This window comes from Acidimangrovimonas sediminis (genome assembly GCF_002871005.1).
GTDB lineage: Bacteria > Pseudomonadota > Alphaproteobacteria > Rhodobacterales > Rhodobacteraceae > Acidimangrovimonas > Acidimangrovimonas sediminis.
The window spans coordinates 20920-43768 of sequence record NZ_PHSN01000001.1 but is presented as its reverse complement, the minus strand read 5'-3'; the positions used below and the strand labels follow the sequence as shown (position 1 = coordinate 43768).

Below are 22849 nucleotides of genomic sequence, written 5' to 3'. Positions count from 1 at the left end.
CGGCTTTTCCACATTCGCTTCGTGCGGCAAAGGTTTGATTCTTGCAAAAAAAGGCACGTTCCCGCATTCTGCGCGAAATATGGGGCGGCAAGACCCCGATTTGGGCGTGGTCGGAGAGGCAGGATCACATGAAGATGAAAACCATCTGGCAGGCCGGTCTTTTCGGGATCGCCCTGACCATCGCGCAGGTGCCGACGGCACAGGCGGAATCGCTGCATGTGATGCGTGGTGCTACGAGCCGGCCCCTGAGCGTACCGATGAACCGCGCGGTCGTGGTGGAAAGCGACCAGCCGTTTTCGGAGCTGTCGATCGCCAACCCCGGCATCGCGGACATCTCGACGCTGAGCGACAAGTCGATCTACATCCTCGGCAAGGCGCCGGGGCGGACGACGCTCACGCTGCTGGGCGCCGACGGCAAGCTTATCACCAACGTCGAGGTGCAGGTCACCCCTGACATCGCCGAGTTCAAGGAACGCCTGCAGCAGATCCTGCCCGGCGAAAAGATCGACGTGCGCACCGCCAACGACGGCATCGTGCTGTCGGGGACCGTGTCATCGACCGCCAAGATGGACCGCGCGCTCGATCTGGCCGAACGCTACGCACCCAAGCGGGTATCGAACCTGATGACCGTGGGCGGCAGCCAGCAGGTCATGCTGAAGGTCCGCTTCGCCGAGATGCAGCGCTCGGTCGCCAAGAACCTGTCGTCGAGCCTTGCCGTCAAGGGGCCGGGCGTCATCGGCGGCACGAACACGATGCTGTCGAACGACAGCCAGACCAGCACGCCGAACTACAGCAGCGTCTTCAACAACAAGTCCGTCACCGCCCCCACCACGGACAACGGCGCCTTCACCCTCGGCTTCACCGCCGGAAGCCTGCAATTCGCGGTGATGCTCGAGGCGCTGGAAAGCAAGGGCATGGTCCGCACCCTGGCCGAACCCAACCTCACCGCCCTTTCGGGGCAGCAGGCAAAGTTCCTCGCGGGTGGCGAATACCCGATCCCCGTGCTCGACAGCAACGGCAACATCTCGGTTCAGTACAAGCCGTTCGGGGTGGAGCTGAACTTCACCCCCACAGTGGTGGACGGCGACATCATCAACCTCAAGATCAACGCCGCCGTCTCGGGCATCGACTCGACCGTCAGCTTCACCAACGGGTCGATCTCGATCTCCGGCTTCAAGCGGCGTGAGACCTCGACCACGGTCGAGATGCGCGACGGGCAGAGCTTTGCCATTGCGGGCCTGTTGCAGGACGACTTCACCGACCTGATCGGCCAGGTGCCGTGGCTGGGCGACATCCCGATCCTGGGCGCGCTGTTCCGGTCCGCGGATTACGAACGCAAGCAGAGCGAGCTGGTGATCATCGTCACCCCGCACCTGGTGACGCCGACCTCGGGCCAGGCGCTGACGCTGCCGACCGACCGGGTCGCCCCGCCGGACGAGAAGAATTTCTTCCTCTACGGCCGCACCGCCAAGTCGGCCAAATCCCTCAAGGGACCGGCCGGAGAGGTCGCGAAACAGGACTTCTCGGGGTCCTATGGCTATGTGATGGAGTGAGGCGATGAGCATCGCACCCCGCCTTCTTCTCTCGGCTCTCGCGCTGTCGGCCCTGGTCGGCTGTCAGAATGCCGAAATGACGCCCCGCAACGACGGGGATTTCGGCCAGTCGACGCTGAACAACACCCAGCTCATGTCGGGCCAGCGCAGCTATGCCGTCGCCCTGGGTGAGCGGTTCGCGCGCGAGGTGCCGAACACGGTGAACTTCGCCTTCAACCGGTCCTATCTCGACGACCGCGCACGGACGATCCTGGCCCGGCAGGCCACCTGGATTCGCCAGTTCCCCGAGGTCCGGTTCCGCGTCTTCGGCTATACCGACAGGGTGGGCACGGAAGGCTACAACAAGGCACTCGGGATGCGCCGGGCGCGGGCGGTGGTGGACTACCTCGTCAGCCAGGGGATCTCGCGCTCGCGGTTGCAGGCGGTCATCTCCTACGGCGAGACACGGCCGCTGGTCGACACCCCGGCGCCCGAGCGGGCAAACCGCCGCGCGGTCACCTCGGTCTCGGGCTTCGTGCAGTCGAACCCGATGGTGTTGAACGGAAAATACGCCGCGGTGATCTTCCGCGAATACGTCAAGAGCGCGACCCCGGCCGACAACCTCACGAGCACCGGCTCCGGCACGTCCAGCGGCAGCTCGGGCGCTTCCAGCGGCGGCTGAGCGCCGCTCACCCTTTCGCGATCCTCCCTGATCCCACAACAATGCCGGCCCCCGGGGCCGGCATTGGCGTGAAAAGACCGAATAATAACGATTTTTTAGCCCCAATGTTGCCAAGATTGTCCACCACTTTCGCAAGCTGAAGGCAGACGAGCGGCAGGAGTCGCGCGGACTGCGGGCAAGGGCTTGCGAGGTCGGGAAACCCCAGAGCGCCAGCCGCCCGCGGGCCGATAACCGAAGGACGTGAGGCAATGACGAAAGTGGCGGCGCTGCAGCCGGATCCGGCCCCGATCGTGGCATGCACGATTTCGCGCGATGTCCAGAATTTCGATCTGCTGATCGAGGACATGGAGGCCGAACTGGGGGAAGGCTGGGGCGATCTGAGCTTCGCCGACGCCGGGCTGTTCCTGACACAACCGGATGCCGCCTCGCTGGAATTCGTGGCGCTGGCCGTCGACGACCAGGACGAGAACGACCTGACCCGCATCTCCGGACTGATCAAGCAGGCCAAGGCGCTCGGCATCAAGGTGATCCTCATCGCCGAGGAGATCAGCCCGATCGCCCTGCATCAGCTACTGCGCCTGGGCGCCGACGACTTCGTCCCCTACCCCCTTCCGGAAGGGGCGCTGCGCGAGGCGATCGAACGGGTGCGCAACCCCAACACGCTGCCCGCGCTTGCCGGTGCGCAGGCCGTCGCGGCGGGGCATGACGGCGCCACCGCGCCTGCCTCGGCCCCCGCCTTCAAGGCCACCGGCGACCGCGACGGCGTGGTCCTGCCGGTGCACGGGCTTGCGGGCGGCGTGGGGGCCACGACCTTCGCCACCAACCTGGCCTGGGAACTTGCCACCATCGACAAGAAGGACGCCCCGCGCGTCTGCCTGATGGATTTCGATTTCCAGTACGGGTCGGTCTCGACCTATCTCGACCTGCCGCGCCGCGACGTCATCTTCGACATCCTGTCGGACACCCCCAACGTCGACAGCGATTCCTTCCTTCAGGCGATGCTGACCTTCAACGACAAGCTGAGCGTGTTCACCGCGCCATCCGAGATGCTGCCGCTGGAGATCGTCAGCGCCGAGGATATCGAACGCCTGCTGCAGATGGCGCGCACGAACTTCGACTTCGTGCTGATCGACATGCCCAAGACCGTGGTGCAATGGACCGAGACGGTCCTGCACCACGCCCATGTCTATTTCGCGCTGATGGAGCTCGACATGCGCTCGGCCCAGAACGCGCTGCGCCTTCTGCGCGCGCTGAAGGCCGAGGAACTGCCGTTCGAGAAGCTGCGCTTCGCGCTCAACCGCGCGCCCAAGTTCACCGACCTGAACGGCAAGAGCCGGGCGAAGCGTCTGGCCGAAAGCCTCGACATCGACATCGAGCTGATGCTGCCCGACGGGGCCAAGCAGGTGACGCAGGCCAACGACCACGGCCTGCCGCTTTCCGACACCGCGGCGAAGAACCCGCTGCGCAAGGAAATCCAGAAGCTGGCCAAGCAGCTGCACGAACACAACAAGGCCGCGGAGGCCGGGCGCTCGTAAGCGCATCACGGATGAGGTAGCCGCACATGGCCATGTTCTCGCGCTTCAAGAAACCCGAAGACGGCGCCGCCCGCCCGTCCGGCATGGCGCCGGTGGGCGACCCCCACAAGGCCCCTGCCCCCCGCACACAGACCAACGCGCCGCCCGCCGTGCCGCGGGCGAAACCCGTTGCCACGCAAAAGCCGGTGGCCCAGGCGGTCGCGCAGGACAAGGACAAGAAGCGCAAAGAACGGCTTGGCGACATCAAGGTCGAGCTGCACAAGCGCCTGCTGGAGAACCTCAACCTCTCGGCGCTGGAATCGGCGCCCGAGGCCAGCCTGCGCGCCGAGATCGCCGCAATCGCCGGCGAGGCGCTGGAAGAGCTGTCGATCGTCCTGAACAAGGAAGACCGCACCACCATCAACCAGGAGCTCTATGACGAGGTGATGGGCCTCGGCCCGCTGGAGCCGCTGCTCAAGGACGACACCGTCAACGACATCCTGGTGAACGGCCCGCGCCAGATCTTCGTCGAGCGCAACGGCAAGCTGGAACTCACCGACATCACCTTCAAGGACGAGCGGCACCTGCTGCGGATCATCGACAAGATCGTGTCCGCCGTGGGCCGCCGGGTCGATGAATCCAACCCCTATGTCGACGCCCGCCTTCAGGACGGGTCGCGCTTCAACGCGATGGTCCCGCCGATCGCGGTCGATGGCTCGCTCGTCTCGATCCGGAAGTTCAAGAAGGACAAGCTGGCGATCGACGATCTGGTGCGGTTCGGCGCCTTCACCGAGGAGATGGCCGCCTATCTTCAGGCCGCGGTGGCCTGCCGGCTGAACGTCATCGTCTCGGGCGGTACCGGCTCGGGGAAAACCACCACCCTGAACGCGCTGTCGTCCTTCATCGACAACTCGGAACGGATCCTGACGATCGAGGACACCGCGGAACTTCAGCTTCAGCAGACCCACGTGGGCCGGATGGAAAGCCGCCCCGCCAACGTCGAGGGCAAGGGCGCGGTGACCCAACGCGACTGTCTGCGCAACGCCCTGCGGATGCGCCCGGACCGGATCATCGTGGGCGAGACCCGCGGCGAGGAAGTCATCGACATGCTGCAGGCCATGAACACCGGCCACGACGGGTCGATGACCACGATCCACGCCAACAGCGCGCGGGACGGTGTTTCGCGTCTGGAGAACATGGTCGCCATGGCCGGGATCGAGATGCCGATCAAGGCGCTGCGCTCGCAGATCGCCTCGGCCGTCAACCTGATCGTGCAGGCAAGCCGCCTTCAGGACGGCTCGCGCCGGATGACCTCGATCACCGAGATCACCGGGATGGAGGGCGACGTGATCTCCATGCAGGAGGTGTTCCGCTACGAACGCCTCGGGCTGGAACCCAACGGCAAGATCATCGGCCGCTTCAACGCGACCGGCGTGCGGTCGCATTATTCCGAACGGTTCCGGCAATGGGGCTACAACCTGCCCGCCGAAATCTACGAACCCATCGTGTGAGGGCCCAGTCATGCAGATCTCTGCCGCGCCGATCATCTACGCGCTGATCTTCTTTGCGGTCCTCTTGCTGGTCGAGGGGCTGTACCTGACGCTGTTCGGCAAATCGATCAGCCTCAACAGCCGCGTCAACCGCCGCCTCGCCCTGATGGAGAAGGGCGGCAGCCGCGAAAAGGTGCTCGAACAGCTCCGCAAGGAGATGGGGCAGCATATGGCGGTCAAGGGCATCCCGCTCTATTCCGTGCTGGCCGAGAAGGCGCAGAAGGCCAATATCGCCTTCTCGCCCCGGCAGCTCGTCATGGTGATGATCGCGCTGTCGGCCTTCGCCTATGTCGGCCTGACCTTCCTCACCGGCGCCTCGACCCCGATCCGCGCCGTTGTGGCGGTCGCGATGGGGTTCGGCGGCGTCTACATGTGGGTCGCACAGAAGGCCAAGAAACGCATCTCCCTGCTCGAGGAGCAGCTGCCCGACGCGGTGGAGCTGATGGTGCGCAGCCTGCGTGTCGGCCACCCGTTCTCGGCTGCCGTCGGCATCGTCGCGCGCGAGATCGCCGACCCGCTGGGCTCGGAGATGGGCATGATCTCGGACGAGGCCGCCTATGGCCGCGACATCTCGGACTCGCTCAAGGAACTGGCCGAACGGGTGGACATGCAGGACCTGCGCTTCCTCGCCGTCGCGGTGACGATCCAGCAGACATCGGGCGGCAACCTGGCCGAGATCCTGGAGGGCCTGGCAAAGGTGATCCGGGCGCGGTTCAAGCTGTTCCGCCGGGTTCGCGCGATCACCGCCGAGGCGAAATGGTCGGGCATGTTCCTGTCGGGCTTCCCGATCGGCGCCATCGTGATGATCAACGTCCTTCAGCCGCACTACTACGACGAAGTGATGAAGACCCCCTATTTCATTCCCGCCTGCCTTGTCGTCGGCGTCTTCCTGGTGCTGAACGTGATCTTCATGCGCATCATGGTCAACATCAAGGTCTGAGGGAGGGCACGACATGGAATTTCTTAGCCAGATCAACGCAATGCTTGTCGACAAGCTGGGCCCCCTCGGGCCGCTGATCGCGATCGGCGGGCTGGGTGTGCTGCTGATCGTGATGGCCTTGCCTACGATGCTGAACAAGCCCGAGGACCCGCTCGACAAGCTCAAGCGCGCGGCCAGCGGGCAGCAATCGCCCGCCGAAAAGACCAAGACCCCGGCCAAGCAGCTGCGCAACAGCGGCGGACCTGCCGACAAGCTTCAGAAATTCGCCAACTTCCTCGAACCGCAGAACGAGGAAGAGATGACCGCGGCGCGGCTGAAGATGCTGCGCGCCGGCTACCGCTCGAAGGCCGCCGTGCGCACCTTTCACGCGGCGCAGTTCGTCTTCGGCATCGGCTTTCTGGTGGTCGGGCTGGTCTACGCGCTGATCCTGTCGCATCAGCAGGACGTGTCGACCCAGACGCTGATCCTCTACACCGTGATCCCCGGTGGTGCCGGCTACATGCTGCCGCAATATTGGGTGACCCGCCGCGCCGCAACGCGCCAGCAGGAAATCATCGACGGCTTTCCCGATGCGCTCGACATGATGCTGGTCTGCGTCGAGGCCGGCCAGTCGCTGGACCAGTCGATCATCCGCGTCGCCAAGGAACTGGGCGCCGGCTACCCGGCGCTGGCCGAGGAATTCGAGATGGTCGCGCACGAGGTCAAGGCCGGCAAGGACCGCGTCAGCGTGCTGCGCGACATGTCCGAACGTGCGGGCGTTCCGGATGTCTCCTCGTTCGTGACGGTGATGATCCAATCGGCCTCGTTCGGGACCTCGATCGCCGAGGCGTTGCGTGTCTTTTCCGCCGAGATGCGTGACAAACGGGTGATGCGCGCGGAAGAGAAGGCAAACAAGTTGCCGACGAAGCTGACGCTGGGCACAATGATGTTCACGGTTCCGCCGCTGATGCTGATCCTCATCGGCCCCTCGATCTACGGGATGGTCAAGGCGCTTGGCGGCGGGCTGGGGAAATTCTGACCGCCGCCTCGCAGGACCTTCATGACCGCCCACCGGCCCGGACGCATATCGCGCCGCCCTTCGCGACGCCCGACCGGGCGGACCTTCGCCCTTCTCCCAGTTCTCGTGCTCATGGCCGCCTGCCAGATGGATGGGGGCGGCCTGCAGCCGCTGAACCAGGGCCCTCCCCCGCCGTCGGTGTCGGACAACGTCCACGAGGCGGTCGACGGGCTGGTCGTCGGTCACCGGCTGATGGCGGCAGGGGAATACGAGCTGGCGCTGCGGGCCTATTACCGCGCCGCCGCCGAACAGGGGATGAATGCCGACGTCCTGTCGGCGATCGGGTCGGCCAACCTCAAGCTGGGGCGTCTGAACCAGGCCGAACTGATCCTGCGCCGGGCGCTGGAGCTTGACCCGACCAACGTGCCCGCGATGAACAACCTCGGCGTCGTTCTGATGGGCCAGGGCAAGTATTCCGAGGCGCGGCTGGTGTTTCGCAACGCCTACGGACTCGACTCCGGACAGTCCGACGAGATCCGCGAAAATCTCAAGCTGGCTATCGCAAAATCCGAAAATTCCGCGTATGATCCTGCCCAACAAAGCAATAACACTTCCCTCGTGAGGCGGGGAAATGGGCGCTATCTGCTCCTCTCAACGCCGAAGTGACCGGGAAGACCGGGTAGTGAGCAGTCAAAAGGACGCAAAATGCGCCACGTGGTTCTTATGGCCCTGTGCCTCGCCGGCGCAGTCCTTGTGTCGGGGTGTGAAAACCAGACGGCCAAGGCCGAAAAGGCCATCGCCGACGTCAAGAAAGTCGACGAACAGAACCTCAACGAGATCATGCTTACCGTGGGCGATCCGAACGAGGCCGTCGCCTATTTCCGCAAGGGCGTGAAGAACAAGCCGGGCGACATGTCCATGCTGCGCGGCCTTGCCAAGTCGCTGGTGCGCGCGAACCAGCCCGACGAGGGCGCGCAGGTCTGGGCCAAGATCGCGAAGATGCCCGACAGCAATCCCGGCGACCGGGTGGCCGAGGCCGACGCCCTGATCCGCGCCAACAAGTGGTCGCAGGCCGAGACCGTGCTGAACGGGATCAACCCGACCTACGAGACCTTCGACCGTTACCGGCTCGAGGCGATGGTGGCCGACAGCAAGAAACAGTGGAAAAAGGCCGATAGCTTCTACGACACCGCGGTCGGCATGACGACGCGGCCGGCGGGCGTTCTGAACAACTGGGGCTTTTCCAAGCTGTCGCGCGGCGATCCGAAAGGTGCGGAAAAGCTGTTCATCAAGGCGCTGAGCTACGATCCGACGATGTTCACCGCAAAGAACAACCTCGTGCTGGCCCGGGCCGCCGAGCGCGAGTACGACCTGCCGATCATGCCAATGACGCAGGAAGAGCGCGCCAAGCTGCTTTACACGATGGCGCTCGGCGCGATCAAGAACGGCGACGTGGCGATCGGCAAGAGCCTGTTGAAGGACGCGATCGACACCAATCCGCGCTACTTCCCCGAGGCGCAGCGCGCGCTTGACGCTCTCAACCAAAACGCGAACGGGAGTTGAGGCCATGCTGCACCTTCCCCATATCGCGGCGCTGTGCCTGCTGATCCCGGCCGTGCCGATCGGCATCTGGGTGGCATGGAACGACATGAAGTTCATGAAGATCCCAAACATCGCCGTCCTGGCGCTGGTGGTGGCCTTCGTAGTGATCGGGCCCTTCGTGCTGCCCCTCGACCAGTACCTGTGGCAGCTTTCACACCTTCCGCTGATCCTGCTCGTGGGCTTCGTGCTGAACGTCGCTGGCCTGATCGGCGCGGGCGACGCCAAGTTCGCGGCGGCGATGGCACCGTTCTTCACCGTGGGCGACCTGCGCCTCGTGATCGCGCTGGCCGCGGCGATCCTGCTTGGCGCTTTCGCCGCGCACCGGCTGCTGGGCCTCGTGCCCTCGTTCCGCCATGCCGCCGGCGACTGGCAAAGCTGGCAGCGGCGCGATTTTCCCATGGGACTCGCGCTTTCCGGGATCCTGATCTTCTATCTCGCCCTTGCCGTGCGTTATGGGGCCTGAAAAGATCGGGGGGCGACCAACCGGACGCCGCGGGGATTTAAGCATTCCTGAACCCGCGCCGAAGATGCTGCCCGCGCCCGGACCTTCGCCGTCAGCCCCGCCCGAGATGCCCGCCACCCGAGGACAAATCCGATGAACGTGCAACCCACCTCGACCGTCATAGCGCCGCCACCGCCGCGCTCCATGGCAGACACCGGGCTGTCTATGGTGATGATGCGCGACATCCTCCTCAAGACGATGTTCCGCATGAACCTCGACGTGGTGAGCGAGATTTCCCGCGTGATCTGCCTGCCGCCGACGGTCACGCAGGAACTGGTCGACCTTGCCCGCGGGCAGAAGCTTCTGGAGGCGACCGGCACGCTGCACGCCACCTCGGGCAACGAGATGGGCTACCAGCTCTCGGACGCGGGCAAGGCGCGGGCGCTCGACGCGCTCAGCCAGTCGGAATATTACGGCGCGATGCCGATCCCGCTCGAGGAATACGGCGAGCAGGTGAAGCGCCAGTCGATCCGCAACATCCGGATCACCCGCGAACAGCTGACCTCTGCCATGGGCCACCTGATCCTGCCGCCCGACCTTCTGGCGAACCTCGGGCCCGCCGTGACCTCGGGCCGGTCGATCCTGATGTACGGGCCGCCGGGTAACGGCAAGTCGTCCATTTCGAACGGGATCCGCGATGCGCTTGGCGACAAGATCTACATCCCCCGGGCGCTGGAATATTCCGGCCAGGTGATCACCGTCTTCGACCCGATCATCCACACCAAGGCCGAGATGGCGGTCGACGACCCCAGCAGCCTGCGCCGCACCTCGAACCGCTTCGACAACCGCTATGTCTACTGCGAACGTCCGACGGTGGTGACGGGGGGCGAGCTGTCGCTCGACATGCTCGACCTCACCTACAACCCCACCGCGCGCACCTACCAGGCGCCGCTGCAACTGAAATCGGCCGGCGGCGTGTTCATCGTCGACGACCTCGGGCGTCAGGCCGAACCGCCGCAGAAGCTGGTGAACCGCTGGATCGTGCCGCTGGAGGAAAGCCGCGACATCCTCGCCCTGCAATCGGGCGAGAAGTTCGAGGTGCCGTTCGACACGCTGGTGATCTTCTCGACCAACTTCCACCCGAACGAGATCTTCGACAAGGCGGCGCTGCGGCGGATCTTCTTCAAGATCAAGATCGACGGCCCGGGGCAGGAGGATTTCCTCAAGATCTTCGCCATGGTCGCCCGCAAGCGCAAGATGCCGCTGGACGAGGCCTCTCTCGTGCATCTGCTGAAGGTGAAGTACCCGACGATCGACAATGTCTACGCGAACTACCAGCCGATCTTCCTGATCGACCAGATGATCGCGATCTGCGAGTTCGAGGGGATCCCGTACCAGATGACGCCCGAGTTGATCGACCGCGCCTGGTCGAACATGTTCGTCCGAGAAGAGGCGATTGAACACTAGGCCAGAAGCCTGGGGCCAGAAGACCGGGGCGGCCCTCTGCCCGCTCCTGCCGCGCCTGCCCACCCCTTTCGGATCAGCGCAGGTACCCGGCCGCGACCGCCGCATCGCGGAAACCGCGGCTGACCGGCACCTCCTGCCCGCCGGGCAACAGCAGGAAATGCTTTCCGTTGCGCTTCAGGCTGCCACCGACCGCCGCCTTCGCCACCCAGTGGGACCGGTGGGTCTGCATCCCCTCGACCTCGGCCACCTCGGCCATCGCGTCCGAGAACCGCATCAGGATGGAGGCGCTGCCGCGGTCGGTCAGGACATCGACGTAGTGATCGCGCACAGACAGATGCCAGACCTCGCCCCGCATCTCCGGCTCCAGCCGGTCGAGGATGCGCGGCCGGGGCGGCTCCGGGTCCGGCGCGGGCGCCGGTGAAGGCGCCGCGCGGGAACCCGTCTCGCCCCCCTGCCCCTGTGCGGGAGAGGCGGCAAAGGGTGCCTCCTCTCCGTCGGCCCACAACCTGCGGATCATGCAGGCCGCGACCGGCACCATCGCGACGATGAGCGCCATATGGCCAAGCGGCATCAGGTCGGCCCCGGCCAAGAGCGTGGCGCCGCGCAGGATCGGCAGGAAGATCCCGGTGAAAACCAGCGTGATCAGGATACCGCGCAGCCATCGCGGCCGCGCCACCTGGGTCCGATCGACGGTCGTGACGGTGGTGATACCGGCTAAGAAGGCAAGCCCGGTGATGCCCGCCCATGCACCGAGACGCTCCAGAAAGTCGAGGTTCTGGTAGGTCCCGAACGGCCCCCCGACAGCCATCACGACGGACGCCAGAAACCACAGGGCAAACAGCCGTGCGGACATGAAGCGGCGAACCAGATCAACTAGCATCGGGCGCGGGATACTCATACGGCAACTATCGCGTGAAAGATGCCGTCTGTTAACTGCTTAGCACCTAAGCTACAAGATCCTGTGATAGCTTGTGCGTGAGGTGCGACACTTATGCAATTTACGGAAATGGACGCCCGCATCCGGGCAAGTTTCCATCGCCAGACCATGATGACCACCCTCGGGGCAGAGCTGGTTTCGGTCGCCCCGGGACGGTGCGAGATCGCGGCGCCGATACTTCCCGGCGTCCGCCAGCAGCACGGCGCGGGTCACGCCGGGCTGAGTTTTGCCCTCGGCGACAGCGCGGCGGGATATGCCGCGCTGACCCTGCTTTCCCCGGGACAGGAGGTGATGACCGCCGAGATCAAGATCAACCTGTTGTCACCCGCGTTGGGCGACCGCCTGATCGCCCGCGGCGAGGCCATCAGAAGCGGGCGACGCCTGAGCGTGGTGCGTGCCGAGGTCTTCGCCGAAACCGGCGGAATCGAAAAGCTGATCGCGCTTCTGCAAGGCACGATGGTACCCGTCGACGCCGACCCCGCGGCGTAGCGACGATGAGGGCCCGCAGGGGGCCACGAAGAGGCCGCCTTGCCCGGTCAGCCCGCCAAGCGGGCGGTCAGGCGGTCAGCCCCTCGGGCTCCTCCAGCCCATGGGTCCGGCAGCAGGCGGTCAGGGTGTTGGCCAGCAGGCAGGCGATGGTCATCGGCCCGACGCCCCCGGGCACCGGGGTGACGGCCCCGGCCACCTCGGCCACGCTGTCGTAATCGACATCGCCCACCAGCCGCGTCTTGCCCTCGCCGCGCTCCGGCGCGTCGATCCGGTTGATGCCGACGTCGATCACCGTCGCGCCCGGCTTGATCCAGTCGCCGGTGATCATCCGCGGCCGCCCCACCGCCGCCACCACGATGTCGGCGCGCTTTACCACTTCGGCGATGTCCTTCGTCCGCGAATGGGCGATCGTCACCGTGCAGCTGTCGCGCAGGAGAAGCTGCGCCATCGGCTTGCCGACAAGGTTCGACCGCCCCACCACGACAGCGTTCAGGCCCGACAGGCTTCCCAGCCGGTCGCGCAGCAGCATGAGGCACCCCAGCGGCGTGCAGGAGACCATCGCCTTCTGCCCGCTGGCCAGCAGACCCGCGTTCACCACGTGCAGCCCGTCCACGTCCTTCGCCGGGTCGATCCGCGCGACGATCTCGGTCTCGCTCAGATGAGCGGGCACCGGGAACTGGCACAGGATCCCGTGCACCGCCGGATCGGCGTTCAGCTTGTCAATCAGGGCGTAAAGCACCTCTGCCGGGGTATCGGCCGGCAGCTTGTGCTCGTAGGAATTCATCCCGACCTCAAGGGTCTGCTCGCCCTTGTTGCGGACATAGACCTGGCTCGCCGGATCCTCGCCCACCAGGATCACCGCAAGACCCGGGGTGATCCCGGCCTCCGCCTTGATCCGGGCCACGTGCGCGGCGATCTGGCCCCGCACCTTGGCTGCAAACGCCTTGCCGTCGATTCTGTCCGCGCTCATTCCCATCTCCCTTGCAGCCCCCGGGGGGGCGCCGTCGCCGAGGCTCAGAAGAGCCCTTCCACATTGCCCCCGGCATCCAGCCGGATGGTTTCCGCCGCCGGATGCCGCGGCAGGCCCGGCATCGTCATGATCTCGCCGCAGATCGCCACGACGAAGCCTGCACCCGCCGACAGCCGCACCTCGCGCACCGGCACCACATGTCCTTCGGGCGCGCCGCGCAGGGCCGGGTCGGTGGAAAAGCTGTATTGCGTCTTGGCCATGCACACCGGCAGGTCGCCATAGCCCGCCTCTTCCCAGGCGGCGAGCTGCGCCCGCACCGCCGGATCGGCCGTGACCTCGCCCGCGTGATAGATCCGCTTCGCGACCGTCTCGATCTTGTCCATCAGACCCATGTCGTCGGGATAGAGCGGCGCGAAATTCGCCTGCCCGCCCTCGGCCAGCGCCACCACCTTGCGCGCCAGTTCCTCGGCCCCGGCCCCGCCATCGGCCCAATGGGTGCACAGGATCGCCTCGGCGCCCTGGTCCGCGACATAGGCGCGGACGGCGTCGACCTCGGCCTCTGTGTCGCCGGCGAAATGGTTGATCGCCACCACCACGGGCACGCCGAACCCCTTCACGTTGGCGATGTGGCGCCCGAGGTTCGGACAGCCCGCCCGGACCGCCGCCACGTTCTCGGCGCCGAGGTCCTCCTTGGCGACGCCGCCGTTCATCTTCATCGCGCGGACGGTCGCCACGACGACCGAGGCCGCGGGCTTCAGCCCCGCCTTGCGGCACTTGATGTCAAAGAACTTCTCGGCCCCCAGATCGGCGCCGAAGCCCGCCTCGGTCACCACGAAATCGGCCAGCTTCAGCGCGGTGCGCGTGGCAATGACCGAATTGCAGCCATGGGCGATGTTGGCGAAGGGCCCGCCATGCACGAAGGCCGGGTTGTTTTCCAGCGTCTGCACCAGGTTCGGCTGCATCGCGTCGCGCAGCAGCACGGTCATCGCCCCGTCCGCCCCAATGTCGGCGCAGGTCACCGGGGTCTTGTCGCGCCGATAGGCCACGACGATACGGCCGAGACGGGCCTGCAGATCGGCCAGGTCGTCAGCGAGGCAGAGGATCGCCATCACCTCGGAGGCCACGGTGATGTCGAACCCGGTCTGGCGCGGAAAGCCGTTCGCCGGCCCGCCGAGCGAGACGACCACGTCGCGCAGCGCCCGGTCGTTCATGTCCATCACGCGCCGCCAGGTGACGCGGCGGGTGTCTATGTCCTGCTCGTTGCCCCAGTGGATGTGGTTGTCGATCATCGCCGACAGCAGGTTGTGGGCCGAGGTGATCGCGTGGAAATCCCCGGTGAAGTGAAGATTCATCTCCTCCATCGGCACGATCTGCGCATATCCGCCGCCCGCCGCGCCGCCCTTCATCCCGAAGTTCGGCCCGAGAGAGGCCTCGCGGATGCAGATCGCCGCGTTCTTGCCGATCCGGTTCAGCGCATCGCCAAGACCCACGGTGGTGGTGGTCTTGCCTTCGCCCGCGGGCGTCGGGTTGATCGCGGTGACGAGGATCAGCTTGCCATCCTCGCGCCCGTCGAGCCCGCGGATGAAGTCCTGCCCCACCTTCGCCTTGTCGTGGCCGTAGGGCAGCAGGTCCGCCGCCGGGATTCCGAGCCGCGCGCCGATGTCCTGGATCGGCAGCTTGGTTGCGGCGCGGGCGATCTCGATGTCGGTCTTTGTCGCCATGGAGTTCCTTCCTTCGCTGGGCCCTTGGTAGCGGGCGGGGCGCCGGGTGTGAATGGGGATTGCGACGGAAAGCGCAACGAAAGCGCCAGTGGAAAGGTCGGCGGCGGGGGCGCTGCCCCCTGCACCCCCCGGGATATTTGCGAGCAGAAAGAGGGGCGGGACAGACGGGGCGGAAAGGGAGAGGCGGCCCCAGGGGCGCGAGGACCGGGTGCGGCGCGGTTTTGCCCAAGGAACAGCCGGAAGGCGGCAACGGCGGGCCGCGTCATGCCTGGCGCGTTGACTTTCGGTCGGGGCGGGGAAATCATTCGCACACAAACAGTCGGCAGCCGGAGGCGGGCATGAGGGCAAGGGGACAGATCGTTGGCGTCGACGTGGGCGGAACCTTCACCGATCTCGTCGCGCTGGATCCCGCAACCGGCCGGGTGCGGCTGGCCAAGGTGCCCTCGACGCTGGACAACCAGGCCTTCGGGGTGATGGCCGCGCTGGCCGAGGCGGAGGTGGACCTTGCTGCTCTCGACCTGATCGTGCACGGCACGACGACGACCACGAACGCGGTTCTGGAACGCAAGCTGTCGCGCACCGGCCTGATCACGACACGCGGGTTTCGCGACGTGCTGGAGCTGGGGCGCAGGACCCGGCCCCAGGCCTATGGCATGAAAGGCAGCTTCACTCCGATGATCCCCCGCGACCTGCGCCTCGAGGTGCCCGAGCGGATGGATGCCTCGGGCAGCGTCGTGATCCCCCTGGACGAGGACGCGCTTCGTTCCGCGGCCGCCCGGCTGATCGACGCGGGCTGCGAGGCGGTCGTCGTGCATTTCCTGCACGCCTATGCCAACCCCGCGCATGAAATGCGGGCCGGCGAGATCCTGGCAGAGGCCTGGCCCAACGATCACGTCACGCTGGGCCACGCCCTTCTGTCAGAAAGCCGCGAGTTCGAGCGCGGGGTGACGGCGGCCGTCAATGCCTCCGTCCAGCCGCTTCTGGAACGCTACATCCGCCGGCTTACGGAGGAGCTGACCAAGGGCGGCTATGGCAGCGAGCTTCTGGTGATGAACGGCAACGGCGGGATGGTCTCGTCGCGGCAGGTCGCGCGCGAGGCGGCGAAGACGGTGATGTCAGGCCCGGCGTCGGGGGTGATGGCCGCGGCCTATACCGGGCGGCGCGCCGGGATCCCGGACCTGATCACCTATGACATGGGCGGCACCTCGACCGATGTTGCGCTGATCCGCGGGGCGGAGCCGTCGGTCTCGAACGAGATCGAGATCGAATACGCCATGCCGATCCATGTGCCGATGGTCGACGTGCGCACTGTGGGCGCGGGCGGCGGGTCGATCGCGCGGGTCAATGCCGCGGGCCTGCTGGAGGTCGGACCGGAAAGCGCGGGCGCCGCGCCAGGGCCGATCTGCTACGGCCGCGGCGGCACCCGGCCGACCATCTCGGATGCCAACCTGCTGCTGGGGCGGCTGAACCCCGCCAAGCTGAAATCCGTCGAAGGCGGCGTGACGCTGGAGCGGGTGGCGCAAATCTTCGACGAAGATCTGGGCGCGCCGCTGGGGCTTTCGGCGGTCGGGGCGGCCGAGGCGGTGATCCGGCTGGCCAACATCAGAATGGCCGGGGCGATCCGCATGGTGTCGGTCTCGCTCGGCGCGGATCCGCGGGATTTCGCGCTGTTCGCCTTCGGTGGCGCGGGGCCGCTTCATGCCGCGGCACTGGCGCGGGAACTGGGCATCCCGCGGGTCCTGGTGCCCGCACGGCCCGGCATCACGAATGCGCTGGGATGCGTCGTGGCCGACCTGCGCCACGACTTCGTCACCACGCTCAACACCCCGCTCGACACGCTCGACATGGACCTTCTCGGCGCCACGCTGACCGCGCAGGCCGAGGAAGGCGCCGCCCTGATCGCCGCCGAGAAGATCGAGGTTCGCGACATCCGCCGGATCTATTCGGTCGACATGCAGTTCATGGGGCAGACGCATCTGCTGCGCGTGCCGCTCGACGGGCCGGAGATCACGCGCGACGCTCTGCGAAAGCGGTTCGAAGAGGTCTACCATGCCCGTTTCCGCGTCGACCTGGCCGAGATCCGGGCCGCCGTGGTGAATGCCAATTGCTCGGTCATTGGCGCGCGGGCCGAGCTCGACCTGTCGACCCTGATCGACCCGGCGGGGCGCAAACCCACGCTGGCCGAGGCGGAAACCGCGCGCCGCCCGGTGCATTTCCAGGGCGCCTGGCACGAGACGCCGGTCTACTGGCGCGATCACCTGCCCCTCGGGTTCACCCTGACCGGCCCCGCGATCATCGAGCAGATGGATACGACCATCCTGATCGAACCCGGCGACCGGGCCGAAGGTGACGAGGAGGGCAACATCCTGATCCATGTGGGGGCCGCGGAATGAGCATCGACCCGATCACCCTGTCGGTCATCCAGGCCGGCCTGCAGCAGGTCTGCGACGAGATGGACCTGAGCTTTTCCCGTGCCGCCTTCTCGCCGGTGATCGCCGAGGCCAATGACCGTTCGGACGGGATCTATGCCGCAGAGGACGGCGCGCTCATCGCCCAGGGCGCCGGGGGGCTGCCGGTCTTCGTGGGCACGATGCAGGCCTCCACCGCCACGCTTATCGCGATGATCGCCGAGGGGCGCGCGGCGGCACCGAAACCGGGCGACATCTACATCGTCAACGATCCCTACCTCGGCGGCACCCATCTGATGGATGTGCGCTTTGCCCGACCCTTCTACCGGGAGGGAAAGATCTTCTGCTGGCTGTCGAACACCGGGCACTGGCCCGATACCGGCGGCGCGGTGCCCGGCGGCTTTTCCGCCTCTGCCACCTCGGTGGAGCAAGAGGGCCTGCGCCTGCCGCCGGTGCGGCTGTTCAAGGAGGGGGGGCTCGACCCCGAGATCTACGCCATCATCTGTTCCAACATCCGGGTGGCCGACCAGCGCATCGGCGACGTCAAGGCGCAGGCCGCGGCGCTGATGGTCGGCGAGGCGCGGCTGACGGAACTGCTGGACCGCTACGGCGACGCCACGGTGACCGAGGCGATCGCGGAACTGCGCACCCGCGCGGCGACCCAGATGCGCGCCTTCGTGGCCGGTGTGCCCGAGGGGCGGCACACTGCCGTGGCGTGGATCGACAGCGACGGCGTGGTGAACGAACCGCTGGAGATCCGCCTTGCCGTCACCCGGCAGGACGAGGATCTGGTGTTCGACTTCACCGGCTCCTCGGCGCCCTGCGCGGGGCCGATGAACTCGGTCCGGGCGACGACGCTGTCCTCGGTCTACCTTGCGATGCGTCACATCTTCCCCGAGGTGCCGATCAGCGCCGGTGCCTTCGAGCCGCTGGTCGTCAAGGGAATCGAGGGCACGTTTCTCGACGCCCACTACCCCCGCCCGGTCTCGGGCTGCGCGGCCGAGGTCAGCCAGCGCATCGCCGAGGCGGTCTTTGCCGCACTGGTCGAGGCCCTGCCGGACCGTGTGACCGCGTCGCCCGCGGGCACGTCGGGGAATTTCGCGCTTGGCGGCCACGACCCGGCCCGGGGGCGCGATTTCGTCATGTACCAGCTGTCGGGCGGCGGCTACGGCGGCAATGCCGATCACGACGGGCTGGCGAACGGCTGTTCGACCATCGGCATCTCGAAGGCGCCACCGGTAGAGATCATGGAGCAGCAGTTTCCCGTTCTTTACCACCATTACGCGCTGCACGAGGGGTCGGGCGGCGCGGGGCGGCACCGGGGGGGCTTCGGCCTCGACTACCTGCTGGAACTGCGGCGCGGCGCGGCCCGGGCGAGTTTCGTGATGGACCACGGGCGGTTCGGGCCACAGGGCGCACTGGGCGGCGGCGACGGGGCGCCGAACGCGGTGACAGTGTGGCGCGGCGAAGAGGCCTATACCCCGGGCCACCTGTCGAAGGAGCAGGACATAGCGCTGGCGCCAGGTGACCGGGTGCACGTGCGCACCCCGGGCGGCGGCGGCTATGGCGACCCGATGACCCGCGACCCGATGGCGGTGGCCGAGGACGTGCGGCTTGGGCGTTACACCACCGAACAGGCGCGCGACCTGTTCGGCGTCGCCCTTGCCGGCACGCCGCCGCTGCCCGATCCGGAGGCCACCGCGCGGTTGCGCGGGGGCTGAGGGAGGCCCTGCCCCCGCCTCCGCCTCCCGGACGCTACATCCTTAGGATGCGTTCGGGTGTGTCGCGGCGCAGCGCCACGTCGATCAGCGCCATCAGGTTGCCCCGCAGCCGGCCACGGCGGTCGACCCAGGGCTCGGGCCGCACCGATTTCACCACGTTCGAGGCCAGGTTGCGGCCCATCTGCGCCAGCGCGCGCTTCGGCGCCATGGTGCCCTTGCGCATCAGGTAGACCGGGTTCGCCATCTGCGAGTAGCCCAGCTTGACGCCCGGGGTGCGGCCTGTCTTGGTGCCCAGGTGCACCCCGCGCATTGCCCCGGAGCGCACGATCCGCCCGTGAGCGGACAGCCGCCGCGACAGGTCCACATCCTCGAGCCAGGCATAGAGCGGCAGCGACTCGTCGAAGCGGATCTCGTGCTCGATCAGCGGCTGGGCACGGACCGCCATGTTGCAGCCGTAGCCGTTGTATGTCTCCTCCATCCGGAGATCCGCCGACGCGGCCCGGCGCGGCACCGCCCGGATCCGGTCCCGCCCCTCTTGGAACTGCATTCCGGGGCCGAGGATGCCGTCGGCGATCACCCGTCCGGTGGCGACCATGATGTCGGGGTTGGCATCGAACAGCGCCAGCGTCTGCTCGACGTAATCCGGGGCCATCAGGAAATCGTCGTCGAGGAACAGAACGATATCGTCGCGCCCCAGGGTCGCGATCGCGCGGTTACGCTGAACCGAGGCCCCCTTGTGACCGGTCACCACCATGCAGGGAAACGGCAATTGATCGAGGCAGGCCTCGTCGAGATCCTCGGGCCCCGAGACCGAAAGGATCACGAAATCCGGCCGCCGGCTTTGACGCGCGATGTCGCGCAGGGTCTCGGCGACGATCGCCGGACGTCCTGCCGTAGCAATGGCCAGAACCAGCCTCATTTCTGCCACCTTTTGGGGTTGGGATCGAAGGTACGAGAGGAACAGGTCACGATGCGGATCCTCGGGGTGAAGCTGGGTAGCCATCCGGACCTCTTGGTTGACTTAAAGGAAAAGAGTGGCACGCTGGTTGTGCCGGAACGAGGCAAAGGGTTGAGACATGGCGATACTCGACGCACAGGACGGCATCGAAACGGGTGCATGCCCGGCCTGGCTCGACCGGGTTTCCCCAGTGACGCTGCGCCTTGCGGTCGTCGGCGGCTGCGCTCTGTTCTGGGCGGCACTTGGTGTCATGCTGTTCACCTGAAGGGGGCTGCGGCGACGCTGCGCCTAGCGTGCGCCCTTGCGAGCGAGAACGACATGCGCCGTGCGCCACAAGATCGCCACATCGCGGCCGAAGCTGATGTTGCGCACGTAGGTCACGTCCATCGCGACACGCCTCTGATAGCTGGTGTCCGACCGCCCCATCACCTGCCACAGCCCCGTCACACCCGGACGCGCGGATTGGTAATCGGCGAAGTAGCGGCCGTAGAAGCGGCTTTCGCCAATCGTCACCGGGCGCGGGCCGACCAGCGACATGTCACCCCTCAAGACATTGAAAAGCTGCGGCAACTCATCAAGGCTGGTGCGTCGCAACAGATGCCCCAGGCACGAGATGCGCGGATCGTCCGTCAGCTTGCGCGTCGCCTCCCACTCACGCCGCGCCACCGGATCGGCATCGAGCAACGCCTGAAGGCGCGCCTCGGCGTCGGGAACCATGGTGCGGAACTTCAGGCACCGGAACCGGCGCCCGTGCAGGCCGACGCGCTCATGCGCGAACAGGATCGGCCCTCCCTCGGTCAGCTTCAGCGCAAGCGCCACCGTGACCAGGAAGGGCAGGAAGAACACGATCAGCACGACGGCCGCGAAGCGGTCGACAACCCGCTTGAGCACCGGGTCGCGCGGATCCCTGATCGCCGGAAACAGAGCCCTGATCGGTGCGGACACACCTTCGAGCCGTGCCCCGACGACGCGAGGTTCGGAAACGTCACTCATGCAGACTTGCAAGCCGGAAAACCGGCCCCCCTCGGTTCACACGACCGAATCACACCCACTTCACTGATAGGCGAAAAGCCGGCCGGCGCCTGAGTGCCGAGTCGTTAAATATATGTTTCCAAAAGAGAAACAGCGGAGAAGCCGACCCCTCCGACCATGCTTAACCTTTTGTTAAGCATGGTGTTTCACCTATGAATTGTGCGCCGCGGGCCCGGCTGGGAGCCACGAGGCGTGCTGCGGCGCGGCATCAACCCCATTGGCGGAATCACGCGCGCCCCCAATACTGCCGGTCGAAATCCGCCGGTGCTGCTCACACCGGCCTGTAACGAGGGCAGCCGTGAACAGCGATCCGGCCCAGACATCCGCCGCCCCCCGCAAGCGGCGACGCGAAGGCGTGATCGGCGGCGGCCTCTGGACTGTGCTGGAACGCGTGCTCTCGCAGGTCGCGCAGCTGGTGATCTTCGTGATCGCCGCGCGGGTGATGAGCCCTGCGGAATTCGGCGTCTTCACCCTGGTATCGACCTGCGCGATCCTGATGCTGAGGTTCTCCGAGGCGTCCTGGCAGCCCTACATCATGACCTGGACCGGCGACGCGACCGTGCCGCGCCAGGTGGTGATGATCTCGATCTGGAGCGGCCTCGCCCTCGGGATCGTCGGCGCGCTGGCAGGCACGGCTCTCGTGGCCTTCGGCGTCAGCGCCGAGATCGGCCACCTGATCATGCTGTTCTCGATCTGGGTGGTGATCGCCACGGTTTCCTCGGCCCAGAAGGGCATGATGATCTGGCAGGGGCGGCTCAGCGCCTCGGCCCTGTCCGAGATCGTCGGCGACACGGTCGGCGTGGTGGTGGCGGTGACGGCGCTGCTGCACGGCTGGGGCATCTTCGCGCTGGCCTTCGGGCGGATCGCCTTCCAGTCGACCCACCTGGTGCTCAGCTTCTGCTTCACCCGTCTGGCGCCGCTGCCCGGCCTGCGCGGGCCGCAGCTGGCCGCGCTGCTGGCCTATACCCGGCAAAGCTTCACCAGTCGGATGATCGCGAACCTGCGGCTCTATATCGCGACCTTCCTGATCGGCGGTTTCCTGGGGCCGGCGGCGGTCGGCTACTACCGCGCGGCGCAACGGCTGGTCAGCGCGATCGGCGAGATCGTCGGCCAGCCCGCGCAGATCCTCGCCTGGAACATGTTCCGCCGCGCCCGCGACCAGCAGCCCGGGCTGAGCGGTTTCCAGGCGCAGGCCCGGCTCTACTTCGCCGGCATGCTGGCCGCCGGGGCGCCGGTGTTCATCTGGCTCGCGCTGATGGGCGAGGATCTGATCCGCGGCCTGATGGGGGAGAAATGGCTGCCCGCGCTTCCGGTGGTGGCGGTGCTGACGCTTTCGCGCGTCTTCGCCACCCCCTCGGTCGCGACCGAGCCGGTGCTGTCGCTGGCCGGAGAGATCCGGCGCCTGCCCCGGTTCAGCGTGATCTTCCTCGTGCTGACGGTCGCGGTGACGCTGGCCGCCGCGCCCTATGGGCTGATGGCGGTGGCCTGGGCGCAGGTGCTGGTTTCGGTCGTGGTGCTGATGCTTATGGCGCGATTGCTGAGCACTTACGGCGGCATCGACTGGGCCGACGTGATGGCCGCCTGCTGGCGCCTTGTCGCGCCGATCCTGCTGGGCACGGCGGCACTTGTGTGGCTGCGCACGGCGCCGGGGATCGTCACGCTGCCGCCGCTCCTCAAGGCCATCGCGGTGATCGTGCCGGCGCTGCCGCTCTATGCGCTGGCCGTGGTTCTGGCCGAGCCCCGGCTGCGCGCCCGCGCCTGGGGCTGGCTGCGCCGCCTGCCGGCCAGTGCCTGAGCCCGCCCTCCACCTCACGTCGGCCCCCTCGCAACGACGCGAGTCGTTGTGCCGCGGCGCGCGACAAGCCCCCCGGCGACCGGTTTCGTCGC

At 66.8% G+C, this 22849-nt stretch carries 20 protein-coding genes; 15 read left to right on the top strand and 5 right to left on the bottom strand.

The features are described 5' to 3' along the window. Positions 1-128 precede the first annotated feature (128 nt). From CVV76_RS00135 to CVV76_RS00090, 10 genes are all read left to right on the top strand, one after another. Entirely contained in the window at positions 129-1553 is a 1425-nt protein-coding gene (locus CVV76_RS00135; RefSeq protein ID WP_102222595.1) for a type II and III secretion system protein family protein, read from the top strand. A gap of 4 nt (positions 1554-1557) precedes the next feature. After that, the gene (locus CVV76_RS00130; RefSeq protein WP_102222594.1) at positions 1558-2214 is read left to right on the top strand and encodes an OmpA family protein; all 657 of its coding nucleotides are present in this window, start codon (positions 1558-1560) and stop codon (positions 2212-2214) included. A 248-nt stretch (positions 2215-2462) separates the two neighbouring features. Then, positions 2463-3749 (top strand): AAA family ATPase, encoded by a 1287-nt coding sequence (locus tag CVV76_RS00125; RefSeq protein WP_102222593.1) that lies wholly within the window; start codon positions 2463-2465, stop codon positions 3747-3749. 32 nt (positions 3750-3781) lie between these two features. Further along, positions 3782-5239, top strand: a complete 1458-nt coding sequence (locus CVV76_RS00120) for a CpaF family protein (RefSeq protein WP_102222912.1) — start codon at positions 3782-3784, stop codon at positions 5237-5239. Positions 5240-5249: 10 nt separating this feature from the next. Further along, positions 5250-6218, top strand: coding sequence for a type II secretion system F family protein (locus CVV76_RS00115; RefSeq protein ID WP_102222592.1), 969 nt, complete (start codon positions 5250-5252; stop codon positions 6216-6218). 13 nt (positions 6219-6231) lie between these two features. Continuing rightward, positions 6232-7236, top strand: coding sequence for a type II secretion system F family protein (locus CVV76_RS00110; RefSeq protein ID WP_102222591.1), 1005 nt, complete (start codon positions 6232-6234; stop codon positions 7234-7236). 111 nt (positions 7237-7347) lie between these two features. After that, entirely contained in the window at positions 7348-7881 is a 534-nt protein-coding gene (locus tag CVV76_RS00105) for a tetratricopeptide repeat protein (protein WP_102222590.1), read from the top strand. Between the two features lie 39 nt (positions 7882-7920). After that, on the top strand, positions 7921-8778 hold the full coding sequence (locus CVV76_RS00100) for a tetratricopeptide repeat protein (RefSeq protein ID WP_102222589.1): 858 nt from the start codon (positions 7921-7923) through the stop codon (positions 8776-8778). A 4-nt stretch (positions 8779-8782) separates the two neighbouring features. Beyond that, positions 8783-9280 carry a prepilin peptidase gene (locus CVV76_RS00095; RefSeq protein WP_102222588.1) on the top strand — a complete coding sequence of 166 codons (498 nt, stop codon included), beginning with the start codon at positions 8783-8785 and terminating at the stop codon, positions 9278-9280. Positions 9281-9412: 132 nt separating this feature from the next. Continuing rightward, on the top strand, positions 9413-10726 hold the full coding sequence (locus tag CVV76_RS00090) for a P-loop NTPase family protein (protein WP_102222587.1): 1314 nt from the start codon (positions 9413-9415) through the stop codon (positions 10724-10726). Between the two features lie 73 nt (positions 10727-10799). On the opposite strand, the gene CVV76_RS00085 is transcribed toward CVV76_RS00090, so the two are convergent. After that, positions 10800-11579, bottom strand: coding sequence for a LytTR family DNA-binding domain-containing protein (locus tag CVV76_RS00085; protein ID WP_158243077.1), 780 nt, complete (start codon positions 11577-11579; stop codon positions 10800-10802). A gap of 138 nt (positions 11580-11717) precedes the next feature. Here CVV76_RS00085 and CVV76_RS00080 point away from each other — a divergent pair, with 138 nt between their 5' ends. Then, a complete protein-coding gene (locus CVV76_RS00080) occupies positions 11718-12152 on the top strand; it encodes a PaaI family thioesterase (RefSeq protein WP_233192647.1) in 435 nt (144 codons plus the stop codon). A 67-nt stretch (positions 12153-12219) separates the two neighbouring features. Here the strand turns inward: CVV76_RS00080 and folD are convergent, their stop codons facing one another. Both folD and CVV76_RS00070 read right to left on the bottom strand, forming a co-directional pair. Further along, a complete protein-coding gene (gene folD, locus CVV76_RS00075; RefSeq protein WP_102222584.1) occupies positions 12220-13122 on the bottom strand; it encodes a bifunctional methylenetetrahydrofolate dehydrogenase/methenyltetrahydrofolate cyclohydrolase FolD in 903 nt (300 codons plus the stop codon). Between the two features lie 44 nt (positions 13123-13166). Continuing rightward, positions 13167-14843: a formate--tetrahydrofolate ligase gene (locus tag CVV76_RS00070; RefSeq protein ID WP_102222583.1), complete on the bottom strand. Its 1677-nt coding sequence runs from the start codon at positions 14841-14843 to the stop codon at positions 13167-13169. 338 nt (positions 14844-15181) lie between these two features. Here CVV76_RS00070 and CVV76_RS00065 point away from each other — a divergent pair, with 338 nt between their 5' ends. Further along, on the top strand, positions 15182-17236 hold the full coding sequence (locus CVV76_RS00065; protein ID WP_102222582.1) for a hydantoinase/oxoprolinase family protein: 2055 nt from the start codon (positions 15182-15184) through the stop codon (positions 17234-17236). Continuing rightward, entirely contained in the window at positions 17233-18972 is a 1740-nt protein-coding gene (locus CVV76_RS00060; protein ID WP_102222581.1) for a hydantoinase B/oxoprolinase family protein, read from the top strand. The genes CVV76_RS00065 and CVV76_RS00060 overlap by 4 nt, the downstream gene beginning before the upstream one ends. A gap of 34 nt (positions 18973-19006) precedes the next feature. On the opposite strand, the gene CVV76_RS00055 is transcribed toward CVV76_RS00060, so the two are convergent. Then, entirely contained in the window at positions 19007-19975 is a 969-nt protein-coding gene (locus CVV76_RS00055; RefSeq protein ID WP_102222580.1) for a glycosyltransferase family 2 protein, read from the bottom strand. A gap of 73 nt (positions 19976-20048) precedes the next feature. Here CVV76_RS00055 and CVV76_RS24870 point away from each other — a divergent pair, with 73 nt between their 5' ends. Then, the gene (locus CVV76_RS24870; RefSeq protein ID WP_158243076.1) at positions 20049-20195 is read left to right on the top strand and encodes a hypothetical protein; all 147 of its coding nucleotides are present in this window, start codon (positions 20049-20051) and stop codon (positions 20193-20195) included. Between the two features lie 23 nt (positions 20196-20218). Here CVV76_RS24870 and CVV76_RS00050 read toward each other — a convergent pair whose 3' ends face one another. Further along, a complete protein-coding gene (locus tag CVV76_RS00050; RefSeq protein ID WP_102222579.1) occupies positions 20219-20923 on the bottom strand; it encodes a sugar transferase in 705 nt (234 codons plus the stop codon). A gap of 337 nt (positions 20924-21260) precedes the next feature. Between CVV76_RS00050 and CVV76_RS00045 the strand changes: the two genes are divergently transcribed. Beyond that, positions 21261-22757, top strand: coding sequence for an oligosaccharide flippase family protein (locus CVV76_RS00045; RefSeq protein ID WP_158243075.1), 1497 nt, complete (start codon positions 21261-21263; stop codon positions 22755-22757). The last annotated feature ends 92 nt before the right edge of the window (positions 22758-22849 follow it).

Coding starts and splice junctions, on each gene's coding strand:
- CVV76_RS00125 (WP_102222593.1), top strand. CDS start 2,463: ATGACGAAAGTGGCGGCGCTGCAGCCGGATCCGGCCCCGATCGTGGCA.
- CVV76_RS00090 (WP_102222587.1), top strand. CDS start 9,413: ATGAACGTGCAACCCACCTCGACCGTCATAGCGCCGCCACCGCCGCGC.
- CVV76_RS00050 (WP_102222579.1), bottom strand. CDS start 20,923: ATGAGTGACGTTTCCGAACCTCGCGTCGTCGGGGCACGGCTCGAAGGT.
- CVV76_RS00060 (WP_102222581.1), top strand. CDS start 17,233: ATGAGCATCGACCCGATCACCCTGTCGGTCATCCAGGCCGGCCTGCAG.
- CVV76_RS24870 (WP_158243076.1), top strand. CDS start 20,049: ATGGCGATACTCGACGCACAGGACGGCATCGAAACGGGTGCATGCCCG.
- CVV76_RS00070 (WP_102222583.1), bottom strand. CDS start 14,843: ATGGCGACAAAGACCGACATCGAGATCGCCCGCGCCGCAACCAAGCTG.
- CVV76_RS00115 (WP_102222592.1), top strand. CDS start 5,250: ATGCAGATCTCTGCCGCGCCGATCATCTACGCGCTGATCTTCTTTGCG.
- CVV76_RS00120 (WP_102222912.1), top strand. CDS start 3,782: ATGTTCTCGCGCTTCAAGAAACCCGAAGACGGCGCCGCCCGCCCGTCC.
- CVV76_RS00095 (WP_102222588.1), top strand. CDS start 8,783: ATGCTGCACCTTCCCCATATCGCGGCGCTGTGCCTGCTGATCCCGGCC.
- CVV76_RS00055 (WP_102222580.1), bottom strand. CDS start 19,975: ATGGCTACCCAGCTTCACCCCGAGGATCCGCATCGTGACCTGTTCCTC.
- CVV76_RS00105 (WP_102222590.1), top strand. CDS start 7,348: ATGGCCGCCTGCCAGATGGATGGGGGCGGCCTGCAGCCGCTGAACCAG.
- CVV76_RS00085 (WP_158243077.1), bottom strand. CDS start 11,579: ATGTCCGCACGGCTGTTTGCCCTGTGGTTTCTGGCGTCCGTCGTGATG.
- CVV76_RS00135 (WP_102222595.1), top strand. CDS start 129: ATGAAGATGAAAACCATCTGGCAGGCCGGTCTTTTCGGGATCGCCCTG.
- CVV76_RS00080 (WP_233192647.1), top strand. CDS start 11,718: ATGCAATTTACGGAAATGGACGCCCGCATCCGGGCAAGTTTCCATCGC.
- CVV76_RS00110 (WP_102222591.1), top strand. CDS start 6,232: ATGGAATTTCTTAGCCAGATCAACGCAATGCTTGTCGACAAGCTGGGC.
- CVV76_RS00100 (WP_102222589.1), top strand. CDS start 7,921: ATGCGCCACGTGGTTCTTATGGCCCTGTGCCTCGCCGGCGCAGTCCTT.
- CVV76_RS00130 (WP_102222594.1), top strand. CDS start 1,558: ATGAGCATCGCACCCCGCCTTCTTCTCTCGGCTCTCGCGCTGTCGGCC.
- CVV76_RS00065 (WP_102222582.1), top strand. CDS start 15,182: ATGAGGGCAAGGGGACAGATCGTTGGCGTCGACGTGGGCGGAACCTTC.
- folD (WP_102222584.1), bottom strand. CDS start 13,122: ATGAGCGCGGACAGAATCGACGGCAAGGCGTTTGCAGCCAAGGTGCGG.